This is a genomic window from Mesorhizobium muleiense (assembly GCF_900099905.1).
In the GTDB taxonomy this organism is placed as follows: domain Bacteria; phylum Pseudomonadota; class Alphaproteobacteria; order Rhizobiales; family Rhizobiaceae; genus Mesorhizobium; species Mesorhizobium muleiense.
The window spans coordinates 111,566-127,252 of the sequence record NZ_FNEE01000001.1 but is presented as its reverse complement, the minus strand read 5'-3'; the positions used below and the strand labels follow the sequence as shown (position 1 = coordinate 127,252).

The 15,687-nt window shown below is 61.3% G+C and carries 15 protein-coding genes; 7 read left to right on the top strand and 8 right to left on the bottom strand.

All coding sequences use genetic code 11. The annotated features are described in order from the left end of the window. The first annotated feature begins 175 nt into the window (after positions 1–175). The 3 genes from BLT09_RS00545 (at position 176) to BLT09_RS00535 (ending at position 3,748) form a co-directional block, all read left to right on the top strand. Entirely contained in the window at positions 176–826 is a 651-nt protein-coding gene (locus BLT09_RS00545) for a GntR family transcriptional regulator (RefSeq protein ID WP_027156426.1), read from the top strand. 269 nt (positions 827–1,095) lie between these two features. Next, a complete protein-coding gene (locus BLT09_RS00540) occupies positions 1,096–1,569 on the top strand; it encodes a hypothetical protein (RefSeq protein WP_091590762.1) in 474 nt (157 codons plus the stop codon). A 103-nt stretch (positions 1,570–1,672) separates the two neighbouring features. Then, positions 1,673–3,748 (top strand): sigma-54-dependent Fis family transcriptional regulator, encoded by a 2,076-nt coding sequence (locus BLT09_RS00535; RefSeq protein WP_091589958.1) that lies wholly within the window; start codon positions 1,673–1,675, stop codon positions 3,746–3,748. A 180-nt stretch (positions 3,749–3,928) separates the two neighbouring features. Here the strand turns inward: BLT09_RS00535 and BLT09_RS00530 are convergent, their stop codons facing one another. The 8 genes from BLT09_RS00530 to BLT09_RS00495 all read right to left on the bottom strand — a co-directional run bounded on the left by BLT09_RS00530 (position 3,929) and on the right by BLT09_RS00495 (position 12,909). Next, complete coding sequence (locus tag BLT09_RS00530; protein ID WP_027156423.1) at positions 3,929–4,972, bottom strand: NAD(P)-dependent alcohol dehydrogenase; 1,044 nt, start codon at positions 4,970–4,972, stop codon at positions 3,929–3,931. A 38-nt stretch (positions 4,973–5,010) separates the two neighbouring features. Continuing rightward, positions 5,011–6,642 carry a molecular chaperone GroEL gene (gene groEL, locus BLT09_RS00525; protein WP_091589956.1) on the bottom strand — a complete coding sequence of 544 codons (1,632 nt, stop codon included), beginning with the start codon at positions 6,640–6,642 and terminating at the stop codon, positions 5,011–5,013. Between the two features lie 77 nt (positions 6,643–6,719). After that, positions 6,720–7,520, bottom strand: a complete 801-nt coding sequence (locus tag BLT09_RS00520; RefSeq protein ID WP_091589954.1) for an iron-sulfur cluster assembly protein — start codon at positions 7,518–7,520, stop codon at positions 6,720–6,722. A gap of 5 nt (positions 7,521–7,525) precedes the next feature. Next, a complete protein-coding gene (locus tag BLT09_RS00515; RefSeq protein ID WP_091589953.1) occupies positions 7,526–8,548 on the bottom strand; it encodes an amidohydrolase family protein in 1,023 nt (340 codons plus the stop codon). Positions 8,549–8,621: 73 nt separating this feature from the next. Beyond that, positions 8,622–8,993, bottom strand: coding sequence for an MmoB/DmpM family protein (locus BLT09_RS00510; RefSeq protein ID WP_091589951.1), 372 nt, complete (start codon positions 8,991–8,993; stop codon positions 8,622–8,624). A gap of 17 nt (positions 8,994–9,010) precedes the next feature. Further along, complete coding sequence (locus BLT09_RS00505) at positions 9,011–10,069, bottom strand: aromatic/alkene monooxygenase hydroxylase subunit beta (RefSeq protein ID WP_091589949.1); 1,059 nt, start codon at positions 10,067–10,069, stop codon at positions 9,011–9,013. A 50-nt stretch (positions 10,070–10,119) separates the two neighbouring features. Continuing rightward, positions 10,120–11,181, bottom strand: a complete 1,062-nt coding sequence (locus BLT09_RS00500) for an NADH:ubiquinone reductase (Na(+)-transporting) subunit F (RefSeq protein WP_091589948.1) — start codon at positions 11,179–11,181, stop codon at positions 10,120–10,122. A gap of 54 nt (positions 11,182–11,235) precedes the next feature. Further along, positions 11,236–12,909 carry an aromatic/alkene/methane monooxygenase hydroxylase/oxygenase subunit alpha gene (locus BLT09_RS00495; protein WP_208602463.1) on the bottom strand — a complete coding sequence of 558 codons (1,674 nt, stop codon included), beginning with the start codon at positions 12,907–12,909 and terminating at the stop codon, positions 11,236–11,238. A gap of 562 nt (positions 12,910–13,471) precedes the next feature. Between BLT09_RS00495 and BLT09_RS00490 the strand changes: the two genes are divergently transcribed. The 4 genes from BLT09_RS00490 to BLT09_RS34130 are packed head-to-tail and all read left to right on the top strand — an operon-like array spanning position 13,472 to position 15,618. Beyond that, positions 13,472–13,981 carry a hypothetical protein gene (locus BLT09_RS00490; RefSeq protein WP_091590758.1) on the top strand — a complete coding sequence of 170 codons (510 nt, stop codon included), beginning with the start codon at positions 13,472–13,474 and terminating at the stop codon, positions 13,979–13,981. Between the two features lies 1 nt (position 13,982). After that, complete coding sequence (locus BLT09_RS00485; RefSeq protein ID WP_091589946.1) at positions 13,983–14,270, top strand: hypothetical protein; 288 nt, start codon at positions 13,983–13,985, stop codon at positions 14,268–14,270. 14 nt (positions 14,271–14,284) lie between these two features. Further along, positions 14,285–15,412, top strand: coding sequence for a WD40 repeat domain-containing protein (locus tag BLT09_RS00480; RefSeq protein ID WP_091590755.1), 1,128 nt, complete (start codon positions 14,285–14,287; stop codon positions 15,410–15,412). 32 nt (positions 15,413–15,444) lie between these two features. Next, entirely contained in the window at positions 15,445–15,618 is a 174-nt protein-coding gene (locus BLT09_RS34130; RefSeq protein ID WP_167366274.1) for a hypothetical protein, read from the top strand. The last annotated feature ends 69 nt before the right edge of the window (positions 15,619–15,687 follow it).

The window sequence follows — 15,687 nt, the reverse complement described above, 5'->3', positions numbered from 1 at the left end:
AAAAAATCGAAATCGGCGCAAGCAGACCCGCCGCGCGGCCTCGACGCGTGCCGGTGCTGCGTCCACCCATTTGTGTGCGACTTGCCTTCTGTGGTATTGTTCCTAAACATTCTTGTACGCAAAGTCAATGTTCTTGCATACAAGATTTATCATGCTGCATTGGAAGGCCCAGAAAATGTCGGAGAATGTCGTTCAGCGCCTACGTGACGAGATTGAAAACGGCATAATCTCGAACGACTTCGCCCCCGGTGCACGACTGGACGAGGTGCAATTGGCAACACGCTTCGGCGTCTCGAGAACGCCGGTGCGCGAGGCGCTGATGCAGTTGAACGCAATCGGGCTGGTGGAGATCCGGCCGCGCCGGGGTGCCGTGGTGATCGATCCGGGACCGCACCGCATTTTCGAAATGTTCGAGGTGATGGCGGAACTTGAAGGCTTGGCCGGTTCGCTGGCCGCGCGACGGTTCACCGATGCCGATCGCACGACCATCCTGGCCGCGCATGCAGATTGCGAGCGTTCGTCTTCGGCCGGCGACAGCGACGCCTATTATTACGATAACGAACGCTTTCACAAAGCTATCTACACTGCCAGCCACAGCGGTTTTCTGGCCGAGCAGTGCGTCGCACTGCATCGCCGTCTGCAGCCCTACAGGCGTCTCCAACTGCGCGTGCGCAACCGCGTTGCCACGTCGTTCGCCGAGCATGGCGCGATCGTGGAAGCAATCCTCGCCGGCGACGCGGAGCAGGCGCGCACGCTCCTGCGCCAGCATGTCAGCATCCAGGGCGAGCGTTTTAGCGATCTTGTAGCGACGATGGCGAGCAGATAGTCCGTCGCACGTCGAGCCTCTCGCCTTTCACCGCCGCCTCAATGAAGCCAAGCCGCATGCCGAGGCCGGCATGGCAGCGGGCGTGCATCTGAGCAAGCGGGCGTTCCGGTTATCTAAAATCCCGTGTAGCAGCCACCTGCTACCAGCAAAGCAAATTTTGGCGCTATCTTGATATGAATGGCGAACTTCGCCGAGGCGGTGTAGGGTTCACCGCAAAAGAAGAATTGAGCCGTAGAAACGGCGACGCGGAGCGAATCTGGGAGGGATTCATGGTCGAGATTATCTCCAAGCGGGATGGCCCGCGGCGCGAGGACGCACAAGTCAAAAGACTGATCGAGCAGAACCGCTCGACCATCGTCCGCCTTGCCGACCAGATCAGCGGTGGCGGCTATTCAGCTTCCAGGAAGCCACGACAGCAACCAAAGGCGGATGGCCTGATCATCCATGTCGGCGGCGGCGCGGCACCGGTTGCCGAGGCCAAGCCGTCCATCCAAGTCACCATGAACGGCCGCGTCATTTCGAAGGATCGGAACACCGGCCGTCAACTTCATCACATCGGCGATATCCGCGACCGCGGCGGCGACCAGGTCTTCGTGCTGGCAACAAAGCAGAATGGCTTCTTCTCGCCGGTCGACGAAATCGTTGCCGAGGCGCTTGCCGACATGGACGGATCCCGCCTCGCTGCCACCTATACCGAAGAACAGCTTGCCTTCGACATCGGCGCGAAACTCGGCATCAACTGATCAGGCTAACGCCTGGGCGTGCTTCTTCACGTCCAACTCGCGGCAGCCTATGAGCGCGACAGCATACAGAAATGGCATGCCTCAAAGGTTCTGTGATGACTGAATGAAACGCGAGATAGCCCCCAATCAGATGAAGATCGATGCCCTTCCGGCGCGTAGGTCGCTGGCCACCGGCCAAATGGCTCTGAGCAACATCGACTATGACGAGCGTGCCACCATGCGCGCCTGGGAAAGTTTTCTGGCTGACGAGCCCAAATGCGCCGGCGATCCAGTCCACCCAAGCCACGTCCGCTCCCTCATTCACGATTCCTGGTACCGCAGTGCCACCGGCGGCATCAACGCTCAAGGCATTGAAGCGCCGCTGAGCAGTGATCGCGACGAAATCGAATATCTTACCCGGGCCAATGCAGAACTGCTTTCGGCGGCGCGGCGGTCGTTCGCATCGCTTGGCCAGTTACTGGACGGGACCGGCGCGATGCTGGTTCTGGCCGACAGCGACGGCGTGCTGATCGACGCCATCGGCGACAAGAAGACGCTGCATGACGGCATGGATATCCACTTGGCCATCGGCGGCAAATGGAACGAGGATGCCGTCGGGACGAACGGCATCGGTACGGCGCTGTGGACCGGCGAGCCGACTTTCGTGCATGCGGCCGAGCATTTCTGTGCCGGCATCAAATCCTGGACCTGCGCCGGCGCGCCGATCCGCGACCCGCTGGACGGCAAGATCATCGGTGTGGTCGACCTGTCAGGCTATTCGCCGATCTTCAGGCCGCACAACACCGCGCTCGTCGCCGCGACAGCCCGGCAGATCGAAAAGGCATTGGCCGAACAGCAGCACGAACAGCGCACGCGCCTGCTCGAAGCTTTCATTTCATCGGCTCCCGGCTACCGCCGAAAGGACGGGCTGGTAATCGTCGACCACCGCGGTCGTGCCATCTTCTGCAACAATGTGCCTGATGGCGAGGCCACTGAGATGATGGACGGCCCGATGGAGCCAGGCCGTGGCCGCTGGCTGATGAACCTTCCGTCCTCCGGCTCCGAAGCCGACCTTGCCAGGGCGCTGCCGGCCCATCTGCGATCCTGCCATATCACCCCGCTGAAGCTCGATGGCGACCTCCGCGGCGCGGCGCTGGTGTTCCCGTCCGTGCCGGCAGTCTCCAGCGCGGCGGTGGTCCACCGGGAAGTGAACAAGCATCTTCAGGATGCTGTCGCCATGATCGTCGGCGAAAGCGAAGCGCTGCATGCCGCCATCGACGTCGCCTGCCGCGTCGCCCGGTCGAGCAGCGTAACATCGCTGTTGGTCGAGGGTGAAACAGGGGTCGGGAAAGAGCTGTTTGCGCGGCTTGTCCATGCCGGCAGCCGGCGCACGGCGAACGATCCGTTCATCGCCATGAATTGCGGGGCGATCACCAGGGACCTGTTCGGCAGCGAGTTGTTCGGCCACGTCGCCGGCGCCTTTACCGGCGCCTCGCGTGAAGGCAAACCGGGGGTTTTCGAGCTCGCCCATGGCGGCGTCCTCAGTCTCGACGAGATCGGCGAATTGCCGCTCGAGATCCAGCCGTTTCTGCTGCGTGTCCTGGAAGAGCGCGTGGTCAACCGCATTGGCGACAGCCGGGGCCGCCCGGTGGATGTGCGCCTGGTCGCCTCGACCAATCGCGATCTCAAGCACGAAATTGACGCAGGCCGATTCCGCCGCGATCTCTACTATCGAATTGGCGCGGTTTCGATCACTGTTCCACCGCTGCGCGAGCGCGGCGAGGATGCGCTGCTGCTGGTCGAACATTTCAACCGGCAGATCGCCACCGCAGCGGGCGAGGACCCGCTGGAATTTTCGCGAGAAGCGCTCGATGCGCTGCTCGCCTATCAATGGCCGGGCAATGTACGCGAACTGAAGAACCTCATCGGGCGGTTGCATGTCCTGGCGCGGGGCCGAGATATCGGGCTCCACGATCTCCCCGGTGAAATCGCGGCGCCCAGCGCCACGTCCGATGATGGCAAGACCCTGTCGGCCGAGTCGCCTGGAGGCACACTCGTCGAGGCGGAACGCCAGGCGATGAAGAACGCGTTGGCAGCCGAGGGCGGCAATCTCAGTCGGGTCGCGCGGCGGCTCGGCATTTCCCGGCCGACGCTCTATCGCAAACTCGACCAATACGGCATCCGCCGCGGTTTCCTCTAGGATCAGAACCCGTCACCGGCACAAAAGCGCCGCGCGGCATTCGCGCCACTGGCTGGGGAAAGTCATGCCAATTGTCAGCGAAATTACCACAGCCGCGCCGATCTTGCCGCCCGGACCCTTTCTCTCCCTCTTGATGTGACCGGACACCGCACCCGACCGCGCGAATCCGGCCCATATATTTCAGGGCACGATGACGCCGCGGCCGGTGAACCGACGGTTCTTGAAATCGTCGAGCGCGGTGTTGATGCTGGCAAGGTTGTATTCGGTGTAGTGCATCTTCACCTTGCCGTCGGCGTTGAGCTCCATCAGTTCGACAAGCTCGGTGAAATTGCCGACCAGGCTGCCGCCGATGTTGATCTCCTCAATGACGAGATGGGCGGTCGGCACATTGATATTGCCGCCATAGCCGACGACGAACAGTTGCCCGCCCTTGCGCACCATCTTCCAGCAGATGTTTTCGACGCCGAGCTCGCCGACGAAATCGATGACCACATGGGCGCCTCCGCCGGTGATCTGGCTGACCTCCTCGATGACGTTCGGTCCGCCATCGAGGACGAAGTCGGCGCCCAGATCCTTGGCCAGCACCTGTGCTGCGGGCTCGCGATCGACGGCGATGATGCGGCAGCCCGAGATCGCGTGCAGCGATTGCAGGGCGATGTGGCCGAGCCCGCCTATGCCGAGCAGCACACAATAGCTCCCTGGTCGCAGCAGTTTGGCGGCGCGCTTGGCGGCGCGATAAGCGGTGATGCCGGCGTCGGCAAGCGGCGCCACCTCGATCGGCGTGACGTTGGCGTTCAGCTTGATCAACGAACGCTCGCTGGTGATGAAATACTCCGCGAAACCGCCATTCATGCCGAGGCCCGGAAATTGGCCGTTATCGCAGTACATATCCTCGCCGTGGCGGCAGTTGAGGCAGATGCCGCACGAGCGGAAGGGGTGGCAGATCACGGCGTCACCGCGCTTGACCGACCTGACGCCGCTGCCGACCTCCTCGACCCAGCCTGCATTTTCATGGCCCATGATGTAAGGCAGCAGCGTCCCCTCTGGATCCATGGTCGGCTTCCACACACCCTCGATGATGTGGAGGTCGGTGCGGCAGAGGCCGGCGGCACCTACCCGCACGATGACCTCGTCGGGAGCGGTAATGGTCGGCGCCTTGACCTCCTCGACCCTGAGCTGGACATTCATATGCGGGTCGTATTCGTAGAGTCTGGCAGCTTTCATCGTCGTATCCTTTCAACGTCGAGATTGTTCGGATTGCTTCAGGCGCGGCCGAGCTTTTCAGAGCCGCCACCGCGAGCCGGTCCGGCCGTCGGGTCCTCGTCCTCGGCGAGGTGGCCGATCAGCGTTTCGGTGGTCAGGATCAGCGTCGCCACCGAAGCTGCGTTGGCGAGTGCTGTGTAGGTGACGCGGACCGGATCAATGATCCCTGCCTCGAACATGTTCTGGTAGCTGCCGGCAGACGCGTTGTAGCCGTAGCCGCCGTTGATGCGCGTGACTTCCGCCACGACCGCCTCGGGATCGGCGCCGGCATTGACGGCTATGCGCCAGAGCGGCCGCGACAGCACCGATCGCACCAGGCGCACGCCTTCGGCGACATCGCCGTCGACGTCTGCCGCCACCCTGTCGAGCAGCGGCGCGATCTGGGCAAGCGCCGAGCCACCTCCGGCGACCACGCCCTCTTCGGATGCGGCGCGCACCGCATTCAGCGAATCCTCGATGAGCTGAATGGTTCGCTTCTGCTCGACCGGCGTGACACCGCCGGCATAGAGAATCGCGGTGCCGCCAGAAAGCTTGGCCAGGCGTTCGCGCAGCTTGTCCTGATCGATATTCGGCGGCGAAGCTTCATACTGCCGCTGCACCTGAGCGCGACGCGACGCGATTGCCGCGTGGTCGCCGCCGCCGCGGATGATCGAGGTGTAGGACGAACTGGTCTTCACCCGGTCAGCCGTTCCGAGATCGTCGGCGGTGATGTCCTCCAGCCGACCGCCGAGGTCGCGCGCGATCACCTTGCCGCCGGTGATGATCGCCAGATCCTCCATCATCGCCTTGCGCCAATGGCCATATTCCGGCGGATGGACAACGAGGTATTTTCCAGCTCCTTGCTTGCCGAGCAGCGTTACCACGACTTCCGGCGACATTTCCTCGGACACGATCAGCAGCGGCCGACCATCCTCGGCGGCAATGCGGCGAGCCGCATCCAGCGCCTCGGGCTGCTTGATCTTGAGATCGGTCATCAGGATGTACGGCCGTTCGAGAACAGCCTCCATCTTCTCCTGGTCAGTCACCATGTGATGAGAGAGATAGCCGCGGTCGAAGGACATGCCCTCGACCACATCGAGCGTGGTCTCGGTGGTGACGCTGAAGTCCGTGGTGATGACGCCTTCGGCCCCCACCCGCTGGTGGGCTTCCGCCACCAGTGCGCCAAGCTTGGCATTGGTCGCCGCAATGTTGGCGACCGAGGCGAGAATGCCGTTGCCCTTAGCCGGTTTGGCCGAAGCCTTGAGCGCCGCCACCACCGCTGTCACGGCAAGGTCGATGCCCTTGCACAGATCGACGGATTTCACGCCGCGTTCATTCGCCTCCACACCGCCCTGGATGAGAGCGTTGGCGAGCACGATGGCAGTCGTGGTACCGTCGCCGGCGACCTCGTTGGTTTGCATCGACACTTCGCGAACGACCTGCGCGCCCATGTTTTCGAAACGGTCGTGCAATTCGATCTCGGAGGCGATGCTGACGCCGTCACGGGTCACCATCGGCGTGCCGATCGGCCGATCGATCATGGCGTTCATGCCTTTGGGGCCGAGCGTCGGCTCGACGGCAGCGGCCAGCCGAAAGACGCCACGGGCGAGAGCGCGGCGGGCGTCGGAGTTGTGAAGCATTATTTTGGGCATGATTCCTCCTTCCGCCTTACGGGCGGGTTGTTGGTTAGGGGCCTCGTGCGAGGGAGGCCGTTGTTTTCGGCTCTGCTTCAGACGGTCGGCGCGGCTCGTGCCGGCACGCGATCCATGATGAAATCGACCAGTGTCGGTTCGCCGTCGACCACATCCAGTTCCTTGTATCTGGTCTGCTTGAGCCCACGGCAAAGCGCGCCGTTGAACTCCATATTGACGCGCACACCGCGCAGTTCAGCGAGATGGGCGCCGAGTGCGGCAGTCGGTATGCGTTGCCCTTCCCAGGTCACGAAGACAGGATCATCCGCCCGGCGGCCGGGAAAACGCTCGATCAGAGCCGCACGGTATCTCGGCTTCTGTTTGGCCGCTTCGCCCGCCTCGAGCCGCGCGACGTCGTATGCCGGCAGGTCCATGCCGAGGATTTCCCGATCCGTCAGGCCATGCTGCCGAAGGCCCCGCAAAACCGCCTCCTGGCGCCGCTTGAATGCCTTCATCCTGAAGGTGTCGCGCAAGGCGCCGAGATCCTGATCCTCGGCAAGTTCAGCGAAAATATCGCCGAATGTCTTGCCGGCTGCCATGCCGCGATTGACTTCTTCCGCGAACATGTGGTCGTGCAGCTTGACGCGATAGGCCGGCGACCATGAGAGTTGGTCGAGCGCCTTGCGGACGCCGTCCAGCATCAGGAACGCGAAGTTGGGCGAGCACCAGTAGGTCGGCAGGCGGAAATCTATCTCCACGCTGCCGTCGCCCGTCATCACGGCTCGCTCGACGAAGCCCATCTCGGTGATCGGTTCGTCGAGTTCGGGGTCATTGACCTCACCAAGGCACCGCCAGAGCTCCTTCTCGCGGTTGCCGGAAACGCTGGCGGCGGTTGCCATGGCCCCTACTCCGCCGCGATGCTGAAGGGCGAACTGGCGAGCGCCGTCTTCTTGGCTGCGATGTCGATGTTGTAGAGACGCGCGGCATTAAGACCGAGGATCTTCTCCTTGATCTCGTCGGTCAGTTGCACGCCGCGTTCTGCGGCGATGTCGTCGGGGATCTGGTAGGCCCAGAATTTCTCGACCAGCCAGCGTGGCGTCCAGATCGCGTAGTCGGAACCGAACAGGATTTTCTCCGGCCCGATCCAGAACAGCAGTTCGGCGATGACCTCGCCGAAATAGCGCGGGCGAGCATGGATGAAGGGCAGCGCCACCGCAAGCCCGCCATAGACGTTGGTTTCCTGCGTCGCGATCCAGCAGAAATCGTCAAGACGCGGCAGGCCGCAATGCTCGATGATCCAGTTGAGGCCCTGGAAATCCGTCGCCGCATGATCGACGTCATGCACGTCGAACGCATCCTTGCTGAGCGGCAGGATCGTCGGGCCCTTGTGGACGTGGATGTTCCTGATGCCGAGCTTGTCGCAGAGTTCGAAGCATTTGTAGGCATCGGGATCGGTGAGCTTCCAGCCCTTGGAGGCGCCGTTCCATTCGGCCGTGTACATCTTCACGCCCTTGATGTCGTAGGTCTCCTTGAGGAAATGGATGTACTCAAGCGCCTTCTCACCGTCGCGCGGATCGAAGGCGCCGTTGACGATGAAACGCTCCGGATAACGCTTGGCCACCTCGGCGTTGCGTTCGATCGTGTTGAAGCCGTTCTTGTAGAAGTCCTTGAGATAGGTCGACTGGACGATCGCCATATCGTCTGGACCGTCGATGAACAGGTCGCGATAGAGATCGTCGGCACTGTATTTCTCGAACTTGCTCTTCTCCCACAGCTGGTCCTTGGGGCTCATCCCCGTGTGATAGGCGTAGAAGCAATCGATGAACTGCTTGCCGTGAATATTCTTCTGGTTCTCCGGGCTGCCGTCCCAGAAATGGGTGTGGCCGTCGACCACGAAAATGTCCTTGCCTTCCGGTGTCCTAAACATTCTTTCCTCCGCAAGATGTGTGTTGATCGGTTCGGCGTGCCGCAATCAGGCGGCACGCCTGATTTTTTGCCGGCTATTCGATGTATTCGAACATCTCGTCCATGTTGCCGAACAGGATCACGGTGTTGTCGTCGATGCGCACCATCCGCCCGTAGTGGGTGGAGCTGTTGACCTCGAAGGTTTCCGCAGTCATCTCGCGGCCGAGATATTCGCTGATTTCATCCATCTTGAAGATCAGCTTGCCGGTGCCATCGATCCGGATCATCGCCGGTTGGTAGGTTACGATCACGTTCGGCTTCAGGCCCATGAATTCAGCGATGGCCCTGGCTTCCACCGAGTCGTTCATGGTGACGCCGCACTGATGCGAAATCGTCTGTTCGAAGGTGATATCCTTCATCGCCCTGAAAATGTTGGATTGCGATGCGTCGCGTGCTGCAGTTGACATGACGGTTTCTCCCTGTGTCAGCGCTTGAGGCCAAGTTCGCCGAGTATCTGACCAATCCGTTCCTCGGATTTGGCACGGACATCCGCAAAGGCGACCGGCTTTGAATGCGGCATCGACCAGATCGGCTGCAGGCCGGTGGCTGCCTTGTCGGCGAGCGCGCCGTGTTTCTCGACCCAGCCCTGGAAGAGCTTCTTGTTCGCCGCGCCGTGCTTCTCGTCGTTGGCGAGCATGTGCATGAGGTCGATCGTGTTGGCGAGATTGCGTTCGTAGTCGGCCTCGGCTGCCGAGATCACCGCAGGCGTTATGAAGTCGTGGTTGGCGGCGGCGATCTGCATCAGGAAGCCTGAGCGGAATGCTTCCCCGACCAGCGGCTCGAAGACGATGTTGATGGCGAAATACTGTTCGAGATAGTCGGTCGCGCCCATGATGGTTTCGACCGCCTCGCGGGTACCTTGCCAGTTGTTGTCCTCAAGCCAGGCCTTCTTGCCGAGTTCGTCGTCCCAGCCGGGAAGGTCCATGCCGATCTCGGCAAGGTAGAGCGTGATGTCCTGGGCAAGCCGCAGCTTGTAGGACGAGTTGGTCAGCGTCGCGTTGTTGATCATCTGGGTGTAGCCGTAGCGCTGCGCCTGCATCAGCGAGGTGCCGAGTCCGAATTCGGTGTGCTTCCAGGCGCCGAGCTGCGTCTGCAGGATCTTGACCCAGGCCTTGTCGAAGGTCTTGGGCGCCCCCGACTTGCGGGCGTTGTTGATGACGCTCTGCACCATCGTCTCGATTTTCGACTGGCGCTGGTAGTGCGTGCGTTCCCATTCCTGATCGGGGGCGCGAAAGGCATGCCAGTTGGAGCTCTGCGCAGCAGTGTTCTGCTTGACATAAGCGCCCTTGCCGTCGGCAAAGGAGATGATCCAGTCCTGGATCAGGTAACGCTCCGGGTCAGGCTGCACGTCGACCGTCATGTCTTCGTAGTGCGTGGCGCGCTGGCCCTTCGGGTCGAAATACCGGTACTTCCGGCTGTCGGAATCGGCAAAGATCGCCGCGCCGGCGGCTCCGGATCCGACTGAACTCGAGATAGCTGGCATAGTCTTCACTCCCTTGTTGCAGTTGTGGTTGCAGTTGCGTGGCCGTCCCCTCAGTGGGTCGGCGTAGCACCTGTCGATGTGGTGAACTTGTCGAAGAAGATCCGCTCGGTCTCGAACCCGTTCATGAATAGAACCGGCTGAAGCGAATCAATCATCGGTGGCGGGCCACAGGCATGGACATCGCCCTGCCCGTCGACCGCCAGTTGCTTGAGCTTGGCATCGACACTCTGGTGTACGAAACCGCGTTCGCCTTCCCATTCGGCGTCATCAGTCGCGTGCGACAGCACGGGAATGAAAGTGACATCCGAATGCTGGCCGACCAGCTCGGCGATCCTGTCGAGATAGAACAGGTCGTTGCGGGTCCTGGCACCGTAGAAGAAATAGACCGGACGTTTCTCGCCGCTCTTCAGATGGTCGTTGAGGATCGACCAGATCGGCGACATGCCCGAGCCGGCGCCGACCAGGACTAGGGGTCCTTGCCGTTCTTCCCGACGGAAACAGGTTCCGTAAGGTCCGACGACGGTGACTTCGGCTCCAACCTTGATTCCTCCGGAATCGAGTTCTCCAGAGAACTTTCCCTCAGGGTATTTTTTGATGATGAAGCAAAGTTTTTCGGTTTGGTCCGGCGTATTTGCCATGGAGAACGAGCGCGTAATCGTCTCCCCTTTTTGCGTGGTAACCGTGATGTCGACATATTGCCCCGCCCAGAACTTTATCGGCGAGCCGAGTTCGATCTCGATGCCGCGAATGTCGTGAGTCAGGTGCTCGATCCGAGCAATCCGGCCCTTGAACGTCTTCACGGCGATCGCTTTCGCCAAAATCTCCTCGTCGTAGTTGAGAAGCTCGACTTCCAGATCGGAGTAGGCGATGCAGCGGCACAAAAGGACGTGGCCGCTCTCCTTCTCCATGTCGTTCAGCGCGAAGGTCGAGTATTTCAGCATGTCGACTTCGCCTTCGAGCAACACGCTCTTGCAGGCCGAGCATTGCCCTTCCTTGCAGCCGTGCGGCAGGGCGATGCCCTGGCGGAAAGCGGCGTTGAGCACCGTTTCGCCATGCTCGACGTCGAATTCGACGCCGACCGGGCTGAGCCTGACCGTGTGGGTTTCCGACATACGGACCTCCAGTGAAAGGAAGGGGCAGGACGAACCCGCCCCCCTTTGGCCTGATCAGTTGCAGGGGGTGATCGTGAAGCCGGCCCGGTATTCCGCCAGGTGCTTCTCACGGTCCGCGGGTGACATGGCACGCAGCGCGTTGAGCGGCGACCCAAGCTTGTTGCCGCGCACGTCGTCCAGCGTCCACATCTCCTTGTCGTCGAAACGCATATGCGGCTGCGGGACCAGCGTCTTGCCGTCGGAGCGGACGAAGTTCAGGTCCTTGATGGCATCGGCCAGATCCCAGCCGTCATAGAGCGTCTCCCATTCGCGCTTGCCGCTGAAGCGGCCCATCGCGGGCGTCGGACGGCCCTGATATTCGTCGGCGAACGCCACGGTGGCAGTCCACTTGTCGAGTTCGTGGGCGAAGGTGTGCAACTGGCCGTCGATCTCGCCGACCACCATATCCTCGCGGATCAGGCAGGGTACGAGACAGGACCAGCAGCGGTGCGGGTAGACGTAGCCGACGTCGCTGTTGAACAGCAGCACCTTCTCGCCCTTGTGGCTGAGCTTGGCGTACCATTTCCAGAAGTCGCCGAATTCGGCGTACCAGCCCGGATATTTGTGCTCGAACCACTCGAAGTCCTTGTCGGTCTGGGCTTCGATGCGCCAGAAGTTGACCGGCCAGCCGACCGCGAAGAACTGTCCGACCTTGTGGACATAGTTCTTCTTGGTGATGCGTTCCCAGGCCGCCTGGACGTCGTCGTGATGGACCTTGATGCCGTATTTCTCGAGCGGCAGCATGTAGGTGCGGTAGTAATCCTCATAGATCCAGCGGTGCCACATTTCCGCGTAAGACTCCTTGTTCTTGTCGCGGTTGGTGGTGCCGTATTCGATGAAGGTGCCGATGGCCGCATCGACGATCGCGTGGTTCTGCCAGAAGGCATAGCGCAGGTCGCGCTCGAGCAAGAGGTGATTTTCCGGCTCCTTGAGCGCCGCCATCAGCAGTGAGTGGCCATTACCGATATGCCGGCTCTCGTCCGACTGCACCGACAGGAAGACGGTCGGCAGCGCATAGTCGCCGTTGCGGGCGGCTTCCGAAGGCATGGCGACAAAGAGCGTGTTGGTAAAGGCGGTTTCGGCCACCACGGTCAGGTACATGCAGGCGGCAGTCATGGTGTCGCCGGTGATGAAGCCTTCCGCGAACTGCCGGCCGATAGTCGTGGCGTAGCATTTTCCGAAGGCTTCCTCGGTGATGTCGAAGCCAGCCGGATCGATGTAGTTCTCCATGTACCATTTCTTCAGGTTCATCTGGATCGTCGAGTGCCGGAACTCGTCGATCATCTGCATCGTGAAGCCGGTCCTGAGTTCCTCGCCAGGAGCGATACGGGCGACCATCGCCATCGAGCGGGCAGCCGAAATTTCCGGGAAGGGAATGATCGCCAGAAAGAGCTTCATCCACTCGACCCAGCGCGGTTCCACATTGCGGAACATGTCGCCGCGCAGCGCCGCATCCAGCGCGCCGTAAACCCGGTTGTCCTTCTCTTCCTGCATCGGAAAGTACGACCGCAAAACCTGCTTCATCGGGTCGCGCGGCGTCTTGTTGATCTTGTAGTCCGTCGGAAACGTCATCGCTTCCTGGACGTAGGAAGGATTCCAGCCGAGATCGGCAATCTTCTTGGTTGCCTCGCCGACGGAAATTCCGCGTTGCGAGGTAATCTTGTTGAGCGTCAGAGACGTCATGGTCATAAGCCTCCACCAGGTTTGAGCCGCAGGTCCCTTGACCCCGGCATGGAGCGGCGCACAGCACCGCTAGTGACAGTGCGAACGGCACGACAAAGGGTTGCGCGTTCAGGCGCGACTCATGGTCCGGCCATTCAAGTGGATCGTGGCAAAGGTTCTCGAGGCGTCTGGCAGGGACCGCGGAGCCAACCGCATATGCGATGGGCGTATCGAAGCGGACGTGACCTGCTTCCTCCGTTCCTTCGTTCTTTTGGCACCGCGTCAAAAGCGCGATGGGCTTCTTGTGGAAATGTATAAAGCAAGCGCCGTGCCAATTTGAAAATGGCGCCCGTGCCTGACGCTAAAAACAAATCGCCGCCCTTTCGGCACATGAAGAGGACGGCAACTGTAACGTTCTTTTACAGTTGTAATGTACGCATGTAATATTTAATATCTATTCGCAATTGCGATATATCAAGTTAGCATTCGCAGCAAATTTGAAAAACACACATCATCTATTTTATTCTTCTCCTTTCTCTACTATTTGAGGGCGATGGCTCACGGACGGGCCTCGCACTGGAGAAAAACCGTGGCGAACGACAAAGACAGCCGGAGGCAGCCCGAGCCAATGTCCAGCCAGGCTGATGGCGTCACCGGCGATCTTGTCAGGCTGATGCCCCGCGATCTGGTCTTTGTCATGCGCTTCATGGGCGAGAGCCAACATCGCCTCCAGAGCCACTTCCAGGACTTCATCCGGGCCGAGCTTGCCGCCGGCGGCGTCACCACGGAAACGCATCCGATGATCCATCTGTTCATCGAGAACCATGCGATCCTGTTGCGCGACTTCGTGTTTTCCGGCGTTTCGCTGTCGCGGCAGTTCCGCGTCGAGGAGATCGAGCGCCTTACCGGCGATACGACATCGATGATTCGCGTCGACATCTGGGATCAGCTCAAGAGCCACATCGAAACGGCCGAAAAACAGTTCCAGTCGCAGGCCGGCACATTGCCCAAATTGCTATCGGCTTTCGAAAAACCACCCGGACCGACGGCTGGGACCGAAAATGATGGAGGATCCGATGGGGCAAACTACCAGGCGTGACATGTTGCTCGCCCGCCGGCTCGATCTTGTCGCCAACGTCTCCGCGCTGACTGCCGAGGCGCTGCGGCTCAATCAGATACGCGCCGGTATCGAGATGGATGTGCTGCGCCTGGAACTCGAAATCGGCAGGAGCGGCGCCAGCGCGCAACTGGTGCAGGATTTGCATGAGGCGGAGGAGAGAGCCGCGGCGGTCATGCAGGAAGGCGCGAGGTGCGAGCAACGCATCGCCGCCGCGGAAGCCGACGTCGAGGACGTCGACCGCAGCCTCGCGGCGACGGTGGGTAACTGACGAAGGGAATGGTCATGAACCAGCACGCGATACAGAACCTGACCTTGTTCGACCTGCTGGCGCGAAGCTGGCGTCGCCCGTCGGCGATCGCCAACCTGCGCTTCAGCGCCGATGGCTCGGCTGTCGCATGCACCAGCGTGGACGGAACGGTCGCCATAGCCGCGGTCGCGGACCAGGAGCCGCCGGAATCGCGGATCAGGGTGAGCGGCGATCTCGGCCAGACGACGATCCGCCCGAGGGAGAAGCCACCGGCACCATTGATCGCCACCGCTGCGTTTGGGGATGGAGACGTCCCGCTCGCCAGCTACCTTTCCTTCGGCTTCCTCGTTGGAACGGCGGCTGGCGAAGCGGTGCATCTGGCCGCGGACGGCAATGTGATGGAGACGCTGGTCAAGATCGACGGGCCGGTCGTCGCCGTCGACCACAACCCCCGGACGACCATCACAGCCGTCAGCAACGGCCAGGATGTCTTCCTGGCACGCGGCCAAGGCGATGCAGTACGACTGCGACACGATGCGACACCGTCCACGGATGCGCTTGCCTTTTCGCCAGGCGGAAGGCGCCTAGCCTGCGGCCGGGATGATGGACTATCGATCTGGGCGGTCGACGGCGACGCTACCCCGATACGCGACGTTTCTTTTTCGGCGCGCCCGGTGTCGATCCGCTGGAGTGGCGATGGCACATGGCTGGCCTGTGGGCTCGAAACAGGCGGCTTTGCCCTGGTCAGCATGACCGATGATCGCTACGGCATCGTCGAGGGATTTCCATCGCCGGTCCGGACACTGTGCTGGAGCCGGCCGGAGCATGCGCTGTTTGCGTCGGGCGCCTTCCGGATCGCCGGCTGGTCGATGACCGCTCCGCCACTTGACGGCGACACCTCGGGCGCGCTGGAGACTGGTCGAGCCGGGCTGGTTCCGGTCGAGACAGTGGCTGCGCACCCGGAGAAAAAACTGATTGCGGCCGGCTATGCCAACGGCCGGATCACCATCGCCCAGATCGGCGCGCGAGACGAACTCCTCGTCAGGCCGCTGGGCAGCGCGGTGACCGCGCTTGCCTGGTCCGGCGACGGACGCCACCTGGCGGTGGGCGCAGTCGACGGCACCGCCGCGATCGTCACCTTTCCCGCACAGATGTTCAAATAGCAAAGGCAGGCCGCATGCAAAAGGAGCACAAAATGCAAACCGAACCCACCCCCGAGGACGAGAGCAAGGACGAATTCTTCGAACGGCTCGCCAAGCTGTCGGAAGAAATGGTGGCCAAACACGGCAAGGATTTCAGTATGGGCGCATTGGTGCTTGCCGCCCGCTGGATTGCCGAAAACCGCGTCGGCCAGTTGAAGACCAACTAAACTCACGACCAATCAATGCGCTCGAAAAGCCAAAGCTCCGAAGGAGCTTCAGGCGGATTCGCCGTACAG